Consider the following 16152-nt stretch of genomic DNA (forward strand, 5'->3'; position numbering starts at 1 on the left):
CGTAAATGGTCGGATGATCCGTGCAATTTGCCGCTACTTAGGCATAATACGCGCCTTCGTTTTTTCGACTCCATAGTCCTTTTATGCATAAAGAACCCCGCAAAGTCCGTGAGTTTCGCCGCCGCGAACAAGAAATTCTCGACACCGCACTGAAGCTCTTCCTCGATCAAGGTGAAGACAGTGTGACCGTGGAGATGATTGCCGACACGGTTGGCATCGGCAAAGGCACCATCTATAAGCACTTTAAATCCAAGGCGGAGATTTACCTGCGCCTGATGCTCGATTACGAGCGCGATCTCAACGAGTTGCTGCACTCAGCGGATGTCGACCGTGACAAGGAAGCCCTGTCGCGCGCTTATTTTGAGTTCCGTATGCGCGACCCGCAGCGTTATCGTCTGTTTGATCGGCTGGAAGAGAAGGTGGTCAAGGGTAACCAAGTACCCGAGATGGTTGAGCAGCTGCACAGTATCCGCGCCTCCAACTTTGAGCGCCTGACCCAGTTGATCAAAGGCCGTATAGCCGAAGGCAAGTTGGAAGACGTACCGCCGTATTTCCATTACTGCGCCGCCTGGGCGCTGGTGCATGGCGCTGTGGCGCTGTATCACTCGCCGTTCTGGAGCAATGTGCTGGAAGATCAGGAGGGCTTCTTTCAGTTCCTGATGGACATCGGCGTGCGTATGGGCAATAAGCGCAAGCGTGAAGGCGATACGCCGGCTACCTGAAGTATTCAGCGAGTAGATAACCAACCTGCAGTGCAGGGGGTGCCCCTATACTCGGCGCATACTTTTGCTGGAGTCGTGCATGATCGTTGACCGCCAAGGCAGACGCTTTCGCAACTTGCGTATTAGCCTGACAGCTGCTTGCAACTATGCCTGCACCTACTGCGTTCCCGATGGTAAACGCTTGGTGGCGGCGCAGGATGAGTTATCTGCTGAGGCCATGTTGCGTGGCGTGGCCTATCTAATTGAAGCCGCCGGTATTGAGCAATTGCGTGTTACCGGCGGTGAGCCCCTGGTAAGCCCCAAGCTAGAAGCCTTTCTACGGGGTGTCAGTCAGTTGGGGCTGGCTGACATCAGCCTGACCAGCAACGGTCAGCTGTTAGCGCGTAAATTACCGCTGTTGCTGGAGTGCGGCATTCGCCGCTTAAACATTTCCTTGGACACCCTCGACGCGGCGGCTTTCCGTACGATTGCCCGTGGCGGTGATTTGGCCACCGTGCTGGATGGTTTACAGCAGGCGCGCGCAGCGGGCATACAGATCAAGGTCAATATGGTGCCGCTGCGTGGGCAGAATCTTGATCAAGTGCTGCCGATGCTCGACTACTGCCTAGCCAATGGCTTTGAACTGCGCTTTATCGAGTTGATGCGCATGGGTCATTTGGCCCGTGACGGCAACAGCTTTCAGCGCCAGTTTGTCGGCATGCCTGAGTTATTGGCGTTGATCGGCAATCACTATGAGTATGTCCAGGCCCATGCTGCGCTGGATGCTACTGCGCTGCGTTACGCCATCCCCGGTGTTGGCCACTTCGGCGTCATTGCCAACGAAAGCGTGCCGTTCTGCCGCACGTGCTCGCGGCTGCGTCTGTCATCGACCGGCTGGCTACATGGCTGCCTGTCATCCAGTAATCGTCACTACGTCGGTGATCTGCTCGACAAACCGCGCCACCAGGCTTTACCCGCTCTGCAGGGGCTGCTGGTGAAAGCGTTGGGTGATAAGCAGGATCTGGCGTTTTCTGGCGGTGCGACGGTTATGAAGATTATTGGCGGCTGAGGCCGCTGCCTGCTTTGAGTGCAAACCATGCAAACGTTCCCCATCAGCTATATCGAGCCTGTATTCCGTCCGCCCAGCGAGGCCCACTCGCTGATTCTGCCGGTGACCAATGGCTGCTCTTGGAACAGCTGTACGTTTTGCGAAATGTATACCCAAGAGCAAAAGAAGTTTCGCGCCCGTGATGAGGCGCAGGTGCTTGAGGAGATTCGCCGCACAGGTGCGCAGATGATCGTGCAGCGGGTGTTTCTGGCTGATGGTGATGCGCTGGTGATGCCGACGCGACGCTTGCTGACCATTCTTCGCGCCATTCGTGAGCTCATGCCTGAGGTTTCACGGGTCTCCAGCTATTGCTTGCCGCGTAACTTGCGTAAGAAGTCAGTTGACGAGCTGAAAGAGCTCGCCGATGCCGGCCTGCGTATGGCCTATGTGGGCTGCGAGTCGGGGGATGACGAAGTGCTGGCGCGGGTCAATAAGGGTGAGACCTATGCGTCCAGCCTGAGTGCGCTGGATAAGCTGGGGCAGGCGGGGATCACCCGCTCGGTGATGATCCTCAATGGTCTGGGCGGCACGAGCTTGAGCGCGCAGCATGCGGATAACTCGGCGCGTCTGATGAATGAGGCGCCGCCTGAGTTTCTTTCGACTCTGGTGGTGAGCTTTCCTCAGGGCGATGCTCGTTTTCGTGAGGGCTTTGCCGATTTCCAGCCCCTCAATCAGCAGCAGTTGTTTGTCGAGGTTGAGCGTTTACTGAGCGGTCTTGAGCTGCGCGATACGGTTTTTCGCAGCGACCATGCCTCCAACTACTTGGTGCTTAAAGGCACTCTCGGTGCGGATAAACAGCGCCTCCTGGCGCAAGTGCGGCAGGCCATCGAGCAGCCGCAGCAGGCACACCTGCGTCAAGAGTGGCAGCGCGGCCTTTGAGCTGCGGCAGGTGGCGTGAAATCTGCATCTGGGCGCTATCTGCCGGGTTTTTGTCACTGGCTGTGGGAGAAGCGTGATGCGTGGTGTGGTGTTGCTAGTCGGTGTGTTGCTGCTTGGCGGCTGTATGAAACCCAGTGATCTGGCGGATAAGGCTATTTATCAATTGCGTGATGTTGGCGTGCTTGACCACAGCCAAGCCCGTCGCGCCAGCCCGTGGCGGTTGCAGGCTGATTCCTTTATCTACATCGCTCAGGGGCATTTTGTGCCGCCGGGCGGCGCTTATCCGCGACCGAATGTGGTGGCCGAAGAGGCCTACAAGGGTTTTGTCGAGTACTTCCCAATGGTGCGTCGCGCCAAGTCGCCGTTGGGGCTCGAAGAGGCTCTTACTGAGGCGCGTTCAGCCGGTGCGCATTATCTGCTTTACAGTCGCTTTGCCTATGCCGATGACCGTATTGGCACGGTGGAGGAGTGGGAGGATCAAGAAGCGCTGGACCGCTTAGGCGTCGACAATGGGGTGATCCAGTTGATGCTGCTTGAAACCAATACCCGCTATTTGGTCGACACTGCGCGCATTCGCAGCCGCGGAGGTCTGTTGACACTCTATGATGCTAAGCCGGAGGACTTGATTGGTCCGGCGCTGCAGGACTATGCGCGGCGTTTATTAGGGTTGGGGCATTGATTGATGACAGATACTGATAAAGCCGGCGACCTGCTGGCGCAGATACCCAAAGGCGAAGGCAAGGGTCTGCCTCCAGTACACCTGTGGCACCCTGCGTTTTGCGGTGATATCGATATGCGCATCGCCCGCGATGGCACGTGGTATTACATGGGTACGCCGATTGGTCGCAAGCCGATGGTTAAGCTGTTCTCCAGCATTATCCGCCGTGACGGCGATAAGTACGTGCTGGTGACGCCGGTGGAGATGGTGGGTATTCAAGTGGATGATGCGCCCTTTGTGGCGATCAGCCTGCAAGTGGAGGGTGAGGGTGACGCGCAGGTGCTGCGCTTTATCACCAATGTCGACGATGAGGTGGTGGCCGGTAGCGAGCATCCGCTGCGGGTTGAGCTGGACGCCCTGACCGAAGAGCCAGCGCCCTATGTGCACGTGCGTAGCAATCTTGAGGCGCTGATTCACCGCAATGTGTTCTACCAACTGGTTGAGCTGGCAGTGCCGCGCGAGATTGACGGCCAGAACTGGCTCGGTGTGTGGAGCAGTGGCGAATTCTTTCCCATTGGCCCGCAGCCGGACTGATCTTCTCTCCCAGTAGCTGTCGAATTCAGCGCAATAAAAAAGGCTCCCGAAGGAGCCTTTCTTTTTGTCTTACATATTGGGGTAGTTAGGCCCGCCTGTACCTTCAGGTGCCACCCAAGTGATGTTCTGGGCCGGATCCTTGATGTCACAGGTTTTGCAGTGCACGCAGTTCTGCGCATTGATCTGGAACTTCTGCTCGCCATCTTCCTTGGTGACGATTTCATATACGCCGGCCGGGCAGTAGCGCTGCGCTGGCTCGTCATACATCGGCAGGTTCTTGCTCAGCGGAATGCTCGGATCAGTAAGCTTCAGGTGGCAAGGTTGTTCCTCTTCGTGGTTGGTGTTGGAGAGGAATACCGAACTGAGCTTGTCGAAACTGAGCTTCCCGTCGGGTTTCGGGTAGCTGATTTTCGGTGCGTCTGCAGCAAGCTTCAAGCAGGCGTAATCCGGCTTGGTGTCGTGCAGGGTGAACGGCAGTTTGCCGCCGAAAATGTTCTGATCCAGCCAGTTGAAGCCTGCACCCATCAATGGACCGAACTTGTGCATGGCCGGAGCGAAGTTACGGGTGGTGAATAACTCTTCATACAACCAGCTGGCTTTGAATCCATCAACATAGCCGGTCAGTTGGTCGCCGCCTTCCTTGCCTGCAAACAGTGCATCAGCCACGGCTTCCGCCGCGAGCATGCCGGACTTCATCGCCGTGTGGCTGCCTTTGATCTTGGCAACGTTCATGGTGCCGAGGTCGCAACCGATCAGGGCGCCACCGTTGAAGACCATTTTCGGCAGCGAGTTGATGCCGCCTTTGGCCAGGGCGCGAGCACCATAAGCCACACGCTTACCACCTTCCAGGTACTGGGCAATCACCGGGTGGTGCTTGTAGCGCTGGAACTCATCGAATGGCGACAGATGTGGGTTGCTGTAGGACAGGTCGACGATCAGGCCGACGACCACCTGGTTGTTTTCCAGGTGATAAAGGAAGGAGCCGCCAGTGTTTTCTTTGGCGACGAGATCCAGTGGCCAGCCCGCGGTGTGAACTACCAAGCCCTGTTCGTGTTTGGCCGGGTCGATGTCCCATATTTCCTTGATGCCAATGCCGTAATGCTGAGCGTCGGCTTCGGAGTCCAGGTTGAATTGCTTAATCAGCTGCTTGCCGATGTGGCCTCGGCAACCTTCTGCAAAGAGGGTGTACTTGGCACGCAGTTCCATACCCGGGGTGAAGTAACCCTCTTTCGGGTGACCTTCACGGTCAACACCCAGATCGCCAGTGAGAATGCCATAGACTGCGCCGTTCTCGTTGATCAGTGCTTCCTGAGCAGCGAAGCCCGGGTAGATTTCAACGCCCAAGTTTTCCGCCTGCTGCGCCAGCCAGCGGCACAGATTGCCCAGGGAAATGATGAAGTTGCCATGGTTGTGCATGGTCTTGGGTACAAAGAAATCCGGAACTTTGGTGGCTTTCTCTGCATCCTTGAGTACGTAGATGTCGTCACGCTTGACCGGCGTGTTCAGCGGGGCGCCGAGCTCTTTCCAGTCCGGGAACAGTTCGTTCAGTGCGCGCGGTTCAAACACCGCACCAGAGAGGATGTGTGCGCCGACTTCGGAGCCTTTTTCGACCACGCAGACGCTGATTTCTTTGCCGGCTTCGGCCGCTTTCTGCTTCAATCGGCAGGCGGCGGACAAACCAGCAGGGCCGGCGCCGACGATGACGACGTCGAATTCCATAAATTCGCGTTCCACAGGCTATCTCCTACTCAAGGCTCTCTAATTTTATTTGGCGATCAAGCTCGTTCCGTGAGCGATGCTGGCGCATTATATCCAGACGCTCCGAGCGGGCCAATACAAACGTTTGTTTGAATTTTCTGTAGGGCTGTTAGAATCTTACTACATCGCTGACGATTGGCCGCTGCGTTGTATTGACCAGCCTAGGTCGTGCGGTCAAGATACCGGCGGTTTTGTGTCTGCCGTGATTGGCCGACTCCCGGTTCCGGCCGGCTTGCAGTTCACGCCATGTTCGCTTCTGGCGACATTCTTATTCACCGGAGAGTAACGAGGAATCCATGAAGGTTCTTGTAGCTGTCAAACGAGTGGTCGACTACAACGTCAAAGTGCGCGTCAAAGCGGACAACAGCGGCGTTGATCTTGCCAACGTCAAGATGTCGATGAATCCTTTCTGCGAAATCGCCGTGGAAGAAGCTGTACGCCTGAAAGAGAAGGGTGTGGCGAGCGAAATCGTCGTCGTCACCATCGGCCCGGCCACTGCTCAAGAGCAGCTGCGTACTGCGCTGGCACTGGGTGCTGATCGTGCCATCCTGGTTGAATCGGCCGATGAGCTGAACTCCCTGGCTGTAGCCAAGCTGTTGAAAGCAGTTGTCGATAAAGAGCAGCCGCAGCTGGTCATTATGGGCAAGCAGGCCATCGACAGCGACAACAACCAGACTGGCCAGATGCTCGGCGCGCTGACCGGTTTTGCCCAAGGCACCTTCGCTTCTAAAGTTGAAGTAGCAGGCGACAAGGTCAACGTAACCCGCGAAATCGACGGCGGTCTGCAGACCGTTGCGTTGAGCTTGCCGGCCATCGTGACCACCGACCTGCGTCTGAACGAGCCGCGCTACGCGTCGCTGCCGAACATCATGAAAGCCAAGAAAAAGCCGTTGGAAACTGTTACCCCGGCTGATCTGGGCGTTTCCACCGCTTCCACCGTGAAAACCTTGAAAGTCGAAGCGCCTGCTACCCGCAGCGCCGGCATCAAGGTCAAGTCTGTGGCTGAACTGGTCGAGAAATTGAAGAACGAGGCGAAGGTAATCTAAATGACTATCCTGGTTATCGCTGAACACACCAATGCCGCCCTGGCTCCAGCCACGCTGAACACTGTTGCAGCTGCTGCGAAGATCGGTGGTGACATCCACGTTCTGGTTGCCGGTGCCGCTTGCGGCGCTGCTGCTGAAGCCGCCGCAAAAATGGCTGGCGTCGCTAAAGTGCTGGTTGCTGATAACGCAGCCTTCGCTCACCAGCTGCCGGAAAACGTTGCGCCGCTGGTTGCCGAACTGGGCAAGGGCTACAGCCACATCCTGGCTGCCGCCACCAGCAACGGTAAGAACATTCTGCCGCGCGTTGCCGCTGCACTGGACGTTGATCAGATCTCGGAAATCATTGCTGTTCAAAGCGCTGATACCTTCAAGCGTCCGATCTACGCCGGTAACGCCATCGCCACCGTGCAGTCTTCCGCTGCCGTTAAAGTCATCACCGTGCGTGCCACTGGTTTTGATCCGGTTGCTGCTGAAGGCGGCTCGGCCGCAGTTGAAGCCGTTGGCGGCGCCGCTGACGCTGGCAAATCGTCTTTCGTCGGTGAAGAACTGGCCAAGTCCGATCGTCCAGAACTGACCGCTGCCAAAATAGTCGTTTCCGGCGGTCGCGGTATGCAGAACGGTGACAACTTCAAGCATCTGTACACCTTGGCTGACAAGCTGGGTGCTGCCGTGGGTGCTTCGCGTGCTGCGGTTGACGCAGGTTTCGTACCGAACGACATGCAGGTCGGTCAGACCGGTAAGATCGTTGCGCCACAGCTGTACATCGCTGTCGGTATCTCCGGCGCGATCCAGCACCTGGCCGGTATGAAAGACTCCAAAGTGATCGTTGCGATCAACAAGGACGAAGAGGCGCCGATCTTCCAGGTCGCTGATTACGGTCTGGTCGCTGATCTGTTCGAAGCCGTACCTGAGCTGGAGAAGCTGGTCTAAGCCGGTTTCCCCAGTGCATAAAAAACCCGCTCACTGAGCGGGTTTTTTATGCCTACATTTTTCTGCTAATCCGGCAGGTTTTGGAGAAAGGCCCGGTGGTGCTGTGCGGTTAGTTCCGTCCGCTCGATCATTGGCGCATGGCCTGCTCGGCGAAATAACCCTCGAGTGAGTCGGTCGGTAAGGCGGCTGCATGAAGATAAAGTTCAGTATTTGTTGGCGGCAAAGCCATGCACCATCAAGATGGTTTGTGCGCCGCTCGGGCCGCCTTCGTAGTAATGAATGTTAAGATCGCCCATGCTGATTTGTTTGAGGCTGAGCCCTGCTCGTTGTCGCTCAAGTAGTTGCAGGCTTTTCAGCTGTGCGGCTGGCGACAGGCAGAGCAGGGTTGCACTCGCCGCAAGTAAGAGTGCCAAGCCTGCGATCAGTTTTTTCATCATGGGTGTTTATCGCGAATTTGTCAGAATGCGTATTAAGCTAGCATGAAGAATGTGTTTTCCCGTGCGTGTCCACAGACGCCCATTCAAGGTTAAATCGAGTAGTCGCCAATGCTTGAGCGTGGTTTATATAAATCAATTTTGCTGTTATTCGGTCTGCTGCTGGTGCCGGTTATGGGCGTTGCCGCGGGCAAGTGCGAACGTTTGGTGGCTACCGGTAATCCGGAATATCCGCCTTATTTATGGCGTGATCCGCAGAACCCCCAGCAACTGATCGGTGCCAATGCCGACCTGCTACAGCACTTGGCCAAAGAGCTGGGCGTGGTGATCGACATCATCTATACCGGGCCTTGGTCGCGCGCGCAGGATGAAGTCAGAACGGGGCGGGTTGATCTGATTGCCGGCGCGTTTCTGACGCTGCCACGTCTGGATGTAATGGACTATGTGCACCCTGCATTCTACTTCACGCCCAGCGTGGTGTGGGTGCATCGAGGTGCCGAGTTCCCCTACGCCGGTTGGGAAGACTTGCGTAACCGTACCGGCGATACCTTGGTCGGTAACAGTTTCGGCCAGCAATTTGATGCTTACGCCGAGGGCAATTTGACCTTAGAAGGCGTTTCCAGCATTACCCAAGCCTTCCAAAAGCTCGTACTAGGGCGTACTGAGTATGTGCTGTACGAGCGTTACCCTGGTCAGGCACTCGCCGACAGCCTGGGTATGCAAGATGACTTGCTGGTGCTGGATCCGCCCATCTCCAGTGAAGGCCTGTATCTGACGCTGTCACATAACTCGGCCTGTAACGATGCCTGGCTGCGTGGCATGTTGGCGAAAAAAATGACCGAGGCAGTGGCCGCTGGTTTGCCTGAGGCCTTTCTGCAGGCCAATTTACAGCGCTGGAAAGTCCAACAGCACACCGCCGACAGTGATGCTGAACAGTAGGGAAATTCTGTGATTAATCGACATATCTGTGTGGCATTGCTGCCGCTCATGCTCAGTGCCTGCGCAACCGATCCTGCGCCTAATGAACAGCTGCTTTTGACTGAGAAGGCGCTCAGCCAGGCCAAGGCATTGGGTATTTCCGCGGAGCAGTCCGCGTCACTGCGTCTAGCCGAGGAAAAGTACGCCTTGGCACAAGCAGCCATGCAGGACGAGGACTACAAGCAGGCGCGGGTATACGCCGAGCAGGCCGAGCTGGACGCCCGTCTAGCCGAAGCTGAGCACTTGACCGCAAAGAGTCAGCAGCAATTGACAGAGCTGAGTAACGCCATCAATCGCTTGCGCAAACAGTTGGGGAGCATGCCATGAGGTTCTTTCATGCCGGTATGGCGCTTACCTGCTGTGCGTTATTGCTAAGTGGCTGTGCTTCGTCGCACAGCGCCAGTGACCACACGTTGGCTGCCGCACAGAGTGCCTTCCAGCAGGTTAAGGATGATGCAGACGTGCTGCGCAGTGCGCCCAAAGACCTGATTCGAGCGGGTGAGTCGTTGGCCAAGGCTGATCGCTTGTCGAGTTACTGGGGCAGTCGGGATGATGTGGCTCACTATGCCTATCTGAGCCAGCAGTACAGCGCCATTGCCGGGCAGAAGAGCAGCCTTAACCTGAATCAGGAGCGCGCGGCCAAGTTGGAGTTGGAGCGCCAACGCCTGCAACTGGCACTGCGCGAGGCCAAGTTGCTCAGCGTGCAGGACCAGAGTAACTGGCTTGAAGAGCAGATGGTCAGCCTGGCCACCACTCAGAGCGAGCGCGGCTTGGTGATGACCCTGGGGGATGTACTGTTTGATGCCGGGCGCAGTGATCTGAAAGGCTCAGCCAATCGCACTGTGCTGAAACTGGTGCAGTTCCTGCAGCTCAACCCTCGACGCATTGTGCGCATTGAGGGCTATACCGACAGCCGTGGTGATGCCCAGGAAAACCTTGAGCTGTCCCGCGCTCGCGCCCAGGCAGTGGCCGATGTACTGGTCGATCTGGGTATCGATGCCAAGCGCATCGAAGTGCAGGGCCATGGCGAAAGCTTCCCGGTAACCGAAAATGCCTCAGCCAAAGGGCGGGCGCAGAATCGGCGTGTGGAAATTGTGTTCTCTGATGAGCAAGGCCGGCTCGGTTCGCCGCGCTAGTGCGTTTGCAGGTCAAAAAGCCCCGGTATACCGGGGCTTTTTATTAGGTTCTCAGCGCCAGGCAATCGGTTAAATCCGCCCGCTGAACCGATACAGTCCTGGCGGCTTGGTACTGTATCGCCGACAATTGACTGAGCTGTACCGGTGCAATTGTAAAAGCCCGGTTTACTGTTACGGTTCAGTCAAGCAGGAACGCGGTTATGACCAGTCTGTTGCTCTATCAGCGCATTGCCCAGCAGCTGGCGGAAGATATTCGCCGTGGCGTTTACCAACCCGGCGAACGTGTGCCGTCGGTGCGCAAGATGAGTGCGCAGCTCAATGTCAGCCATGCCACGGTGCTGCAGGCTTACGCCAATCTGGAAGACCAGGGCCTGATCCGCGCGCGCCCGCAGTCCGGCTTCTACGTGCACCAGACGCCGGCCCTGACCGCGCCAACCCCGGACATTGCTCGCGTAGAGCGCCCAGGCTTGGTAACCCGCAGCAGTATCATCAACCAAGTGCTTACTGAGTCGCGCCGCGAGGGCGTCTTCCCCCTTGGTGCGGCGGTGCCGCATGTGGATTACCTGCCCGTGCGCGCGCTGCACCAACAACTGGCTAAGGTCACGCGTTTTCATAGTGCGCGGGCCTTTAGCTATATGTTCAGCCCGGGTTTCGAGCCGTTGCGTCGGCAAGTGGCGATCCGCATGCGCGACGCCGGTGTGGTGGTCGACCCCAGTGAAGTGGTGATCACCCACGGGTGCGTGGATGCCCTGCAGATGAGCTTGCGGGTGCTGACTAAGCCGGGTGACCTGATTGCCGTTGAGTCGCCGACTTACTATGGTCTGCTGCAGCTGGCTGATCTGCTCGGCCTGAAAGTCATCGAAATCCCTAGCGATCCGACCACGGGTATCAGCCTGGAAGCCCTGCAGCTGGCGGCCAATCAGTGGCCGATCAAGGCATTGGTGCTGACTGCGCGGCTGAGTAACCCGCTGGGCGGCACTATTCCTGAGGCACGTCAGCGCCAATTGCTGCGTTTGGCGGGTGATTACGATATCCAGATTATCGAAGACGACATCTATGGCGAGCTGATGTTCGAGCAGGGGCCGACCAAGGCGCTCAAGTCCCATGACCGCGAAGGGCGGGTGGTGTATTGCTCCAGTTTCTCGAAAACCCTGTCGCCCGGCGTGCGCATCGGCTGGATAGTGGCCGGTAAGTACCAAGATGAAATTCAACGCTTGCAAACCTTCAGCACTCACTCGGCGTGCAGCGTGACCCAGATGGCGGTAGCGGCTTACCTGGAAAACGGCGGTTACGATCGTCACCTGCGCTTTATCCGTCAGGAGTACCGCAAAAATCTCAGCGCCTTCCAGCTGGCCGTGCAGCAGTACTTCCCAGAAGGTACGCAGATGAGCCGGCCCAAGGGCGGCTTTATCCTCTGGGTCAGCCTGCCGGCGCGGGTTAACACCAAAGACCTACACGTCAGCGCGCTGCAGCAGGGTATTAGCATCGCGCCGGGGCTGATCTTCAGTACAACCGAGCAGTTCAATCACTGCATCCGTCTGAACTGCGGCATCCCATGGGACCGTGAAGCCGAGCGCGCCTTGATGACGTTGGGCATGCTCGCCGGCCAGCTGTGCCAAGAAGGAGCGAGCAGTTTTTAACAGCGGTCTAGCCCGAATCGGCTAAGCACTGCGTCTACCTGAGCGAATGGCTTGCTTCATCACTGGCGCAGGCCGCACGGTAACTGCGTTGTATGAAGTGGTGCCGGTGGGCGGCAAGGGCTGGCTGGAGCCGCCGCGCGATTAACCAACGGCTAAGGCCGGCAGTCAGGCGAGTGAGTTGGCTTGGCTGCGCATTCGTAGTCGCCTGAGTAGGGCGGTTGGCAACACCCGCTCACTTGGCCGCGCATTGCCGTAGGCGGTTTGGCTGCAATGCGTGATGATATTTCAGACCGTATAGATTGCAGGCTTGCCAGAGGTGTCCATCAGCGGCGAGCATAGCGTTCTATGCCTCTGTGTTTGTATTTCCCATGACCTCTATTCGACGCCTCGCGCTGCTGTTTACGGCATTGTCCTTGACTGCTTGCGAGCAACCCGCAGCGCCCTCTGCGCCACCCAAGCCACAGGTCGTTCAGGTACAACCCGCCAAACCGCCTGCTGAGAAGGCGCCCGTGGCGGTGAGCCCAGTCCCTGCTAATCCTGCACTTGAATCCGCGGAGAAGGCGCCGAGCCGTACGCCCGTCAAACCGCCTGCACCCGCACCGGCATCTGAGCCTGAGCCAACCGCTCCGCTGGATTTGAGTCTGCACCCAAACGTGTTTGACCCCCTGCAGCCATTGGCGCCGATTAACGATGCCTCGATGCCGTTATTACCGCCGTTGTTTGGCGAGAAGGTGGAGCCTGAGAGTCCTTTCCAGCTCAATGGCAAGTTGATCACCAATGAACGCGATGACGACTACTGGCAGTCAGTTGAGGGCGCGCAGTTGCAGTTCGAGTTCAAGCACTAGGCGTTTAGCCCACGCGTGCGTTCACCGTGGTTGCCAGCAGGGCTGACGGCGGTCGCAGTTGAGCCCCTGCAGGCGTGTTAAGCGTTAAACACCTGGAACTCTTGGCTTCCCGCTTAATCGCACTGCTGTTACAGCGACCGGGGCCGCTGCAGCCACTGACACTGCGGCCTGTTTGCCGTTCGACGCGACGGGCCACTTCGGGGTCGTCGGCGAAGGGCAGCATAGCGGCCTCATCAAGGTCGTGCTGGCTACTGCGTGCCGCGCAGCATGAGCCGCTGAGGGTTTACAACAGGTGAACGCCTGCAGGCTTGCCGCCGTTCAGCGGCAAGCCTGAGAGCGTTCCAGGGTGAGTGTGCTGGTTTATTTAGTCGACAAACAGATCAGGGATTAGCGCGCCACCGTGCGGGTCGAAGCGGTAGTGCTCGAACTCAGTCGCACCCTGCTCGCGCAGGAGGTCTTCGTCAATGAGCAAGCGCCCGCTGATGCTGCGTGCCTGGCTGCAGAGTATGGCGTGGGCCGCGTCGGCCATGATGGCTGGGGTTCGGGCGCGTTTGAAGGCATCACGGCTGCCCAGTTCGAACTCGATGGCGGCGGTGGCGATCATGGTTTTCGGCCACAGCGAGTTGACGCTGATGGCGTACTTCTTGAATTCCTCATGCATGCCCAAGGTCAGCATGCTCATGCCGTACTTGGTCACGGTGTAGGGGCCGTGTTGGGCAAACCACTTGTTGTCCATATTCAGCGGCGGCGACAGGTTGAGGATATGGCCATTGCTGCTCTGCTTAAGAAACGGCAGGGCCGCCTGGCTGCAAACCATCACCGCGCGGGTGTTGATCTGAAACATCAGGTCGAAGCGTTTAGGGTCGAGTTTTTCCACGCCCACCAGCTTGATCGCACCCGCGTTGTTGATCAGCGTATCGATGCCGCCAAAGTGCGCGGCGGCCTGCGCCATGGCAGCCTTGACCGCGTGTTCATCGCGCACATCAACCTGCAGGGCCAGGGCTTTGCCGCCAGCTTGCTCGACCTCGGCGGCCACCGAGTGAATGGTGCCGGGTAGCTTGGCATGCGGCTCGGCGCTTTTCGCCGCAATCACGATGTTGGCCCCATCGCGCGCGGCGCGCAGGGCGATCTCCCGGCCGATGCCGCGGCTGGCACCGGTGATAAACAGGGTTTTGCCGTGCAGTGACATGGGGCTTCTCCATTTTTGTTGTTATGTAGGGTGGATCGGGGCGAGTAGCTGGAGCTTTTCATCCACCGTGAGGACCTGATGGTGGATGGATAAAGCGCCATCCACCCTACGCAATTGGCCTGGAGGATGGCGGTGACGGTCAGGCCTCGCTGGCGTCGATTTCCACCAATAGCTGGCGGTTCTTCACTTGATCGCCACGGTTGACGCCAATGCGGCGCACCACGCCGTCGATGCTGGCTTTCAGCGGGTGCTCCATTTTCATCGCCTCCAGCACCACCAGCAGTTGGCCTTTGCTCACCGTTGCGCCTTCTTCAACCAGCACCTCGACAATTGCGCCGTCCATGGGCGCCTTGACGCTGCCCGAACCGGCCCCGGCGGCGCTGCTGACCGGTTGGTGGGTGATGTCGGTGAAGTGCAGGTTGCCCGCGTGGCCGTATAACCAGATGTGTTCGCCATCCAGGTGATAGGCCAGACGCTGGCGAATGCCATCGCGCTCAACAGTGGCCCAGCGGCCGTCAGTGGCGAGCAACCTGAGGCTCACCTGTTGTTCGCCCGCAGTGGCCAACAGGCTTGGCTGCAGGCCCTCTGCGCGCACTTCCAGCTCAACCGTCAGTGATTGTTCGCCGTGCTTGAGGACAAAGTGCCACGGCGCGCTGCCAGCATTGCGCCACCCGGCCAGCCCCGGCTGATGAGCGCGGGCGTTGGCCGATTGCTGGAACAGCAAAGCGGCAGCAACAGCCAGTTCGCCGGCGGCAGGCGGCTGCGGCGACAGGCTTGGGTCGTTGGCAAAGTGCTCGGCGATAAACGCGGTGGTGGCGTTGCCAGCGGCAAATTCAGGGTGGCTGAGCAGGTTGGCGAGAAAGCGCTGGTTGCCGTTCACGCCCAGCAGCACGCAATCCTCGACAGCACGCACCAGCTTGCGCCGTGCTTCTTCGCGGGTGGCACCGTAGGCAATCACCTTGGCCAGCATGGGGTCGTAGAACGGGCTGACCACCTGACCTTCAAGCAGGCCATGGTCGATGCGGATGCCGTCACGCAGCGCCGGTTCCCAGCGCAACGCGGTGCCGGTTTGCGGCAGGAAGTTATGGGCGGCGTCTTCGGCGTACAGGCGCACTTCCATGGCGTGGCCGGTCAGGCGAATTTCGTCTTGTTTGAGTGGCAGCGGCTGGCCTTCAGCGACGCGGATTTGCCAGGCGACCAGGTCTTGCCCGGTGATAAGTTCGGTGACCGGGTGTTCCACTTGCAGGCGGGTGTTCATCTCCAGAAAGAAGAATTCGCCGCTCTGATCCAGCAGAAACTCGACGGTGCCGGCGCCGACATAGTTGACCGAGGCAGCGGCCTTGACCGCCGCTTCGCCCATGGCTTGGCGCAGCTCGGGCGTCATCACCGGGCAGGGCGCTTCCTCAACCACTTTCTGGTGACGGCGCTGCACCGAGCAGTCGCGCTCGCCCAGGTACACGATGTGGCCGTGCTGGTCGCCAAACACCTGAATTTCCACATGGCGCGGCTGGATCACCGCACGCTCAAGGATCAGTTCACCGCTGCCAAAGGCGTTCTGCGCTTCCGAGCGCGCCGTACGGATTTGCGCGAGCAACTCGCTGGATGCATGGACCAGACGCATGCCACGGCCGCCGCCACCGGCGCTGGCCTTGATCATCAGCGGGTAGCCGATGCGCTCGGCCTCGCGGCTCAGGGTGTCGTCATCCTGAGCCGCCCCTTCGTAGCCGGGAATGCACGGCACGCCGGCTTCGAGCATGGCAATTTTCGACAGGCGCTTGCTGCCCATCAGGTGGATGGCTTCCACGGTCGGGCCGATAAACACGATGCCGGCGGCTTCGCAGGCGCGGGCGAAGTCGGCGTTTTCCGAGAGAAAGCCGTAGCCGGGGTGGATCGCATCCGCGCCGGTTTGTTGCGCGGCGTGGATGATGTTGTCGATCACCAGGTAGGACTGGTTGACCTGCGCCGGGCCGATGCATACCGCCTCATCGGCAACGTGCACGTGGCGCGCATCGCTGTCGGCTGCGGAGTAAACAGCCACGGTGCGGTAACCGAGGTCTTGGGCGGTGCGCACCACCCGGCAGGCGATTTCCCCACGGTTGGCGATCAGAATCTTATTGAAGGCGGGCATCTGGGTGCTCCTGCTTGTCGACCCGGATGGCATCCGGGCGGTGATTTGCGATCAGGGTGTGTGGGAGGGGCCGGGCGGCGATCCGCTTTAGTCGCGAAACAGCGATACCCATCGCGGCTAAAGCCCCT

The 16152-nt window shown here is 58.6% G+C and carries 16 protein-coding genes and 1 pseudogene; 12 read left to right on the forward strand and 5 right to left on the reverse strand.

All coding sequences use genetic code 11. The features are described from left to right. The first annotated feature begins 83 nt into the window (after positions 1-83). From AC0J6G_RS04360 to AC0J6G_RS04380, 5 genes are all read left to right on the forward strand, one after another. A complete protein-coding gene (locus AC0J6G_RS04360) occupies positions 84-722 on the forward strand; it encodes a TetR/AcrR family transcriptional regulator (RefSeq protein ID WP_475251638.1) in 639 nt (212 codons plus the stop codon). 79 nt (positions 723-801) lie between these two features. Continuing rightward, positions 802-1770 carry a GTP 3',8-cyclase MoaA gene (locus AC0J6G_RS04365; RefSeq protein ID WP_475251640.1) on the forward strand — a complete coding sequence of 323 codons (969 nt, stop codon included), beginning with the start codon at positions 802-804 and terminating at the stop codon, positions 1768-1770. Between the two features lie 27 nt (positions 1771-1797). Continuing rightward, entirely contained in the window at positions 1798-2688 is an 891-nt protein-coding gene (locus tag AC0J6G_RS04370; protein ID WP_475251642.1) for a radical SAM protein, read from the forward strand. Between the two features lie 76 nt (positions 2689-2764). Then, on the forward strand, positions 2765-3367 hold the full coding sequence (locus AC0J6G_RS04375) for a DUF4823 domain-containing protein (protein WP_475251644.1): 603 nt from the start codon (positions 2765-2767) through the stop codon (positions 3365-3367). Positions 3368-3370: 3 nt separating this feature from the next. Continuing rightward, positions 3371-3940 (forward strand): DUF1285 domain-containing protein, encoded by a 570-nt coding sequence (locus AC0J6G_RS04380; RefSeq protein WP_475251646.1) that lies wholly within the window; start codon positions 3371-3373, stop codon positions 3938-3940. 69 nt (positions 3941-4009) lie between these two features. Here AC0J6G_RS04380 and AC0J6G_RS04385 read toward each other — a convergent pair whose 3' ends face one another. Next, positions 4010-5674 carry an electron transfer flavoprotein-ubiquinone oxidoreductase gene (locus AC0J6G_RS04385; protein WP_475251648.1) on the reverse strand — a complete coding sequence of 555 codons (1665 nt, stop codon included), beginning with the start codon at positions 5672-5674 and terminating at the stop codon, positions 4010-4012. A 320-nt stretch (positions 5675-5994) separates the two neighbouring features. Here AC0J6G_RS04385 and AC0J6G_RS04390 point away from each other — a divergent pair, with 320 nt between their 5' ends. After that, positions 5995-6744: an electron transfer flavoprotein subunit beta/FixA family protein gene (locus tag AC0J6G_RS04390; RefSeq protein ID WP_475251650.1), complete on the forward strand. Its 750-nt coding sequence runs from the start codon at positions 5995-5997 to the stop codon at positions 6742-6744. Next, on the forward strand, positions 6745-7674 hold the full coding sequence (locus AC0J6G_RS04395; protein WP_475251652.1) for an electron transfer flavoprotein subunit alpha/FixB family protein: 930 nt from the start codon (positions 6745-6747) through the stop codon (positions 7672-7674). A 203-nt stretch (positions 7675-7877) separates the two neighbouring features. On the opposite strand, the gene AC0J6G_RS04400 is transcribed toward AC0J6G_RS04395, so the two are convergent. Next, entirely contained in the window at positions 7878-8111 is a 234-nt protein-coding gene (locus tag AC0J6G_RS04400) for a hypothetical protein (RefSeq protein ID WP_475251654.1), read from the reverse strand. A gap of 108 nt (positions 8112-8219) precedes the next feature. Here AC0J6G_RS04400 and AC0J6G_RS04405 point away from each other — a divergent pair, with 108 nt between their 5' ends. The 5 genes from AC0J6G_RS04405 to AC0J6G_RS04425 all read left to right on the forward strand — a co-directional run bounded on the left by AC0J6G_RS04405 (position 8220) and on the right by AC0J6G_RS04425 (position 12707). After that, a complete protein-coding gene (locus tag AC0J6G_RS04405; RefSeq protein ID WP_475251656.1) occupies positions 8220-9047 on the forward strand; it encodes a substrate-binding periplasmic protein in 828 nt (275 codons plus the stop codon). A 9-nt stretch (positions 9048-9056) separates the two neighbouring features. After that, positions 9057-9413, forward strand: coding sequence for a DUF4398 domain-containing protein (locus AC0J6G_RS04410; protein ID WP_475251658.1), 357 nt, complete (start codon positions 9057-9059; stop codon positions 9411-9413). Further along, positions 9410-10222 carry an OmpA family protein gene (locus tag AC0J6G_RS04415; protein ID WP_475251660.1) on the forward strand — a complete coding sequence of 271 codons (813 nt, stop codon included), beginning with the start codon at positions 9410-9412 and terminating at the stop codon, positions 10220-10222. The genes AC0J6G_RS04410 and AC0J6G_RS04415 overlap by 4 nt, the downstream gene beginning before the upstream one ends. A 200-nt stretch (positions 10223-10422) precedes the next feature. After that, positions 10423-11862, forward strand: a complete 1440-nt coding sequence (locus AC0J6G_RS04420) for an aminotransferase-like domain-containing protein (RefSeq protein WP_475251662.1) — start codon at positions 10423-10425, stop codon at positions 11860-11862. Between the two features lie 515 nt (positions 11863-12377). Continuing rightward, the gene (locus AC0J6G_RS04425; RefSeq protein ID WP_475251664.1) at positions 12378-12707 is read left to right on the forward strand and encodes a hypothetical protein; all 330 of its coding nucleotides are present in this window, start codon (positions 12378-12380) and stop codon (positions 12705-12707) included. Positions 12708-12837: 130 nt separating this feature from the next. Here AC0J6G_RS04425 and AC0J6G_RS04430 read toward each other — a convergent pair. From AC0J6G_RS04430 to AC0J6G_RS04440, 3 genes and pseudogenes are all read right to left on the reverse strand, one after another. Continuing rightward, positions 12838-12945, reverse strand: a pseudogene (locus AC0J6G_RS04430) (cbb3-type cytochrome c oxidase subunit 3); the annotation flags it as partial. 126 nt (positions 12946-13071) lie between these two features. Next, complete coding sequence (locus AC0J6G_RS04435; RefSeq protein ID WP_475251666.1) at positions 13072-13896, reverse strand: SDR family oxidoreductase; 825 nt, start codon at positions 13894-13896, stop codon at positions 13072-13074. A gap of 139 nt (positions 13897-14035) precedes the next feature. Next, positions 14036-16024: an acetyl/propionyl/methylcrotonyl-CoA carboxylase subunit alpha gene (locus tag AC0J6G_RS04440; RefSeq protein WP_475251669.1), complete on the reverse strand. Its 1989-nt coding sequence runs from the start codon at positions 16022-16024 to the stop codon at positions 14036-14038. Positions 16025-16152: the final 128 nt, after the last annotated feature.

The organism is Pseudomonas sp. TS_SC_3 (genome assembly GCF_056156225.1).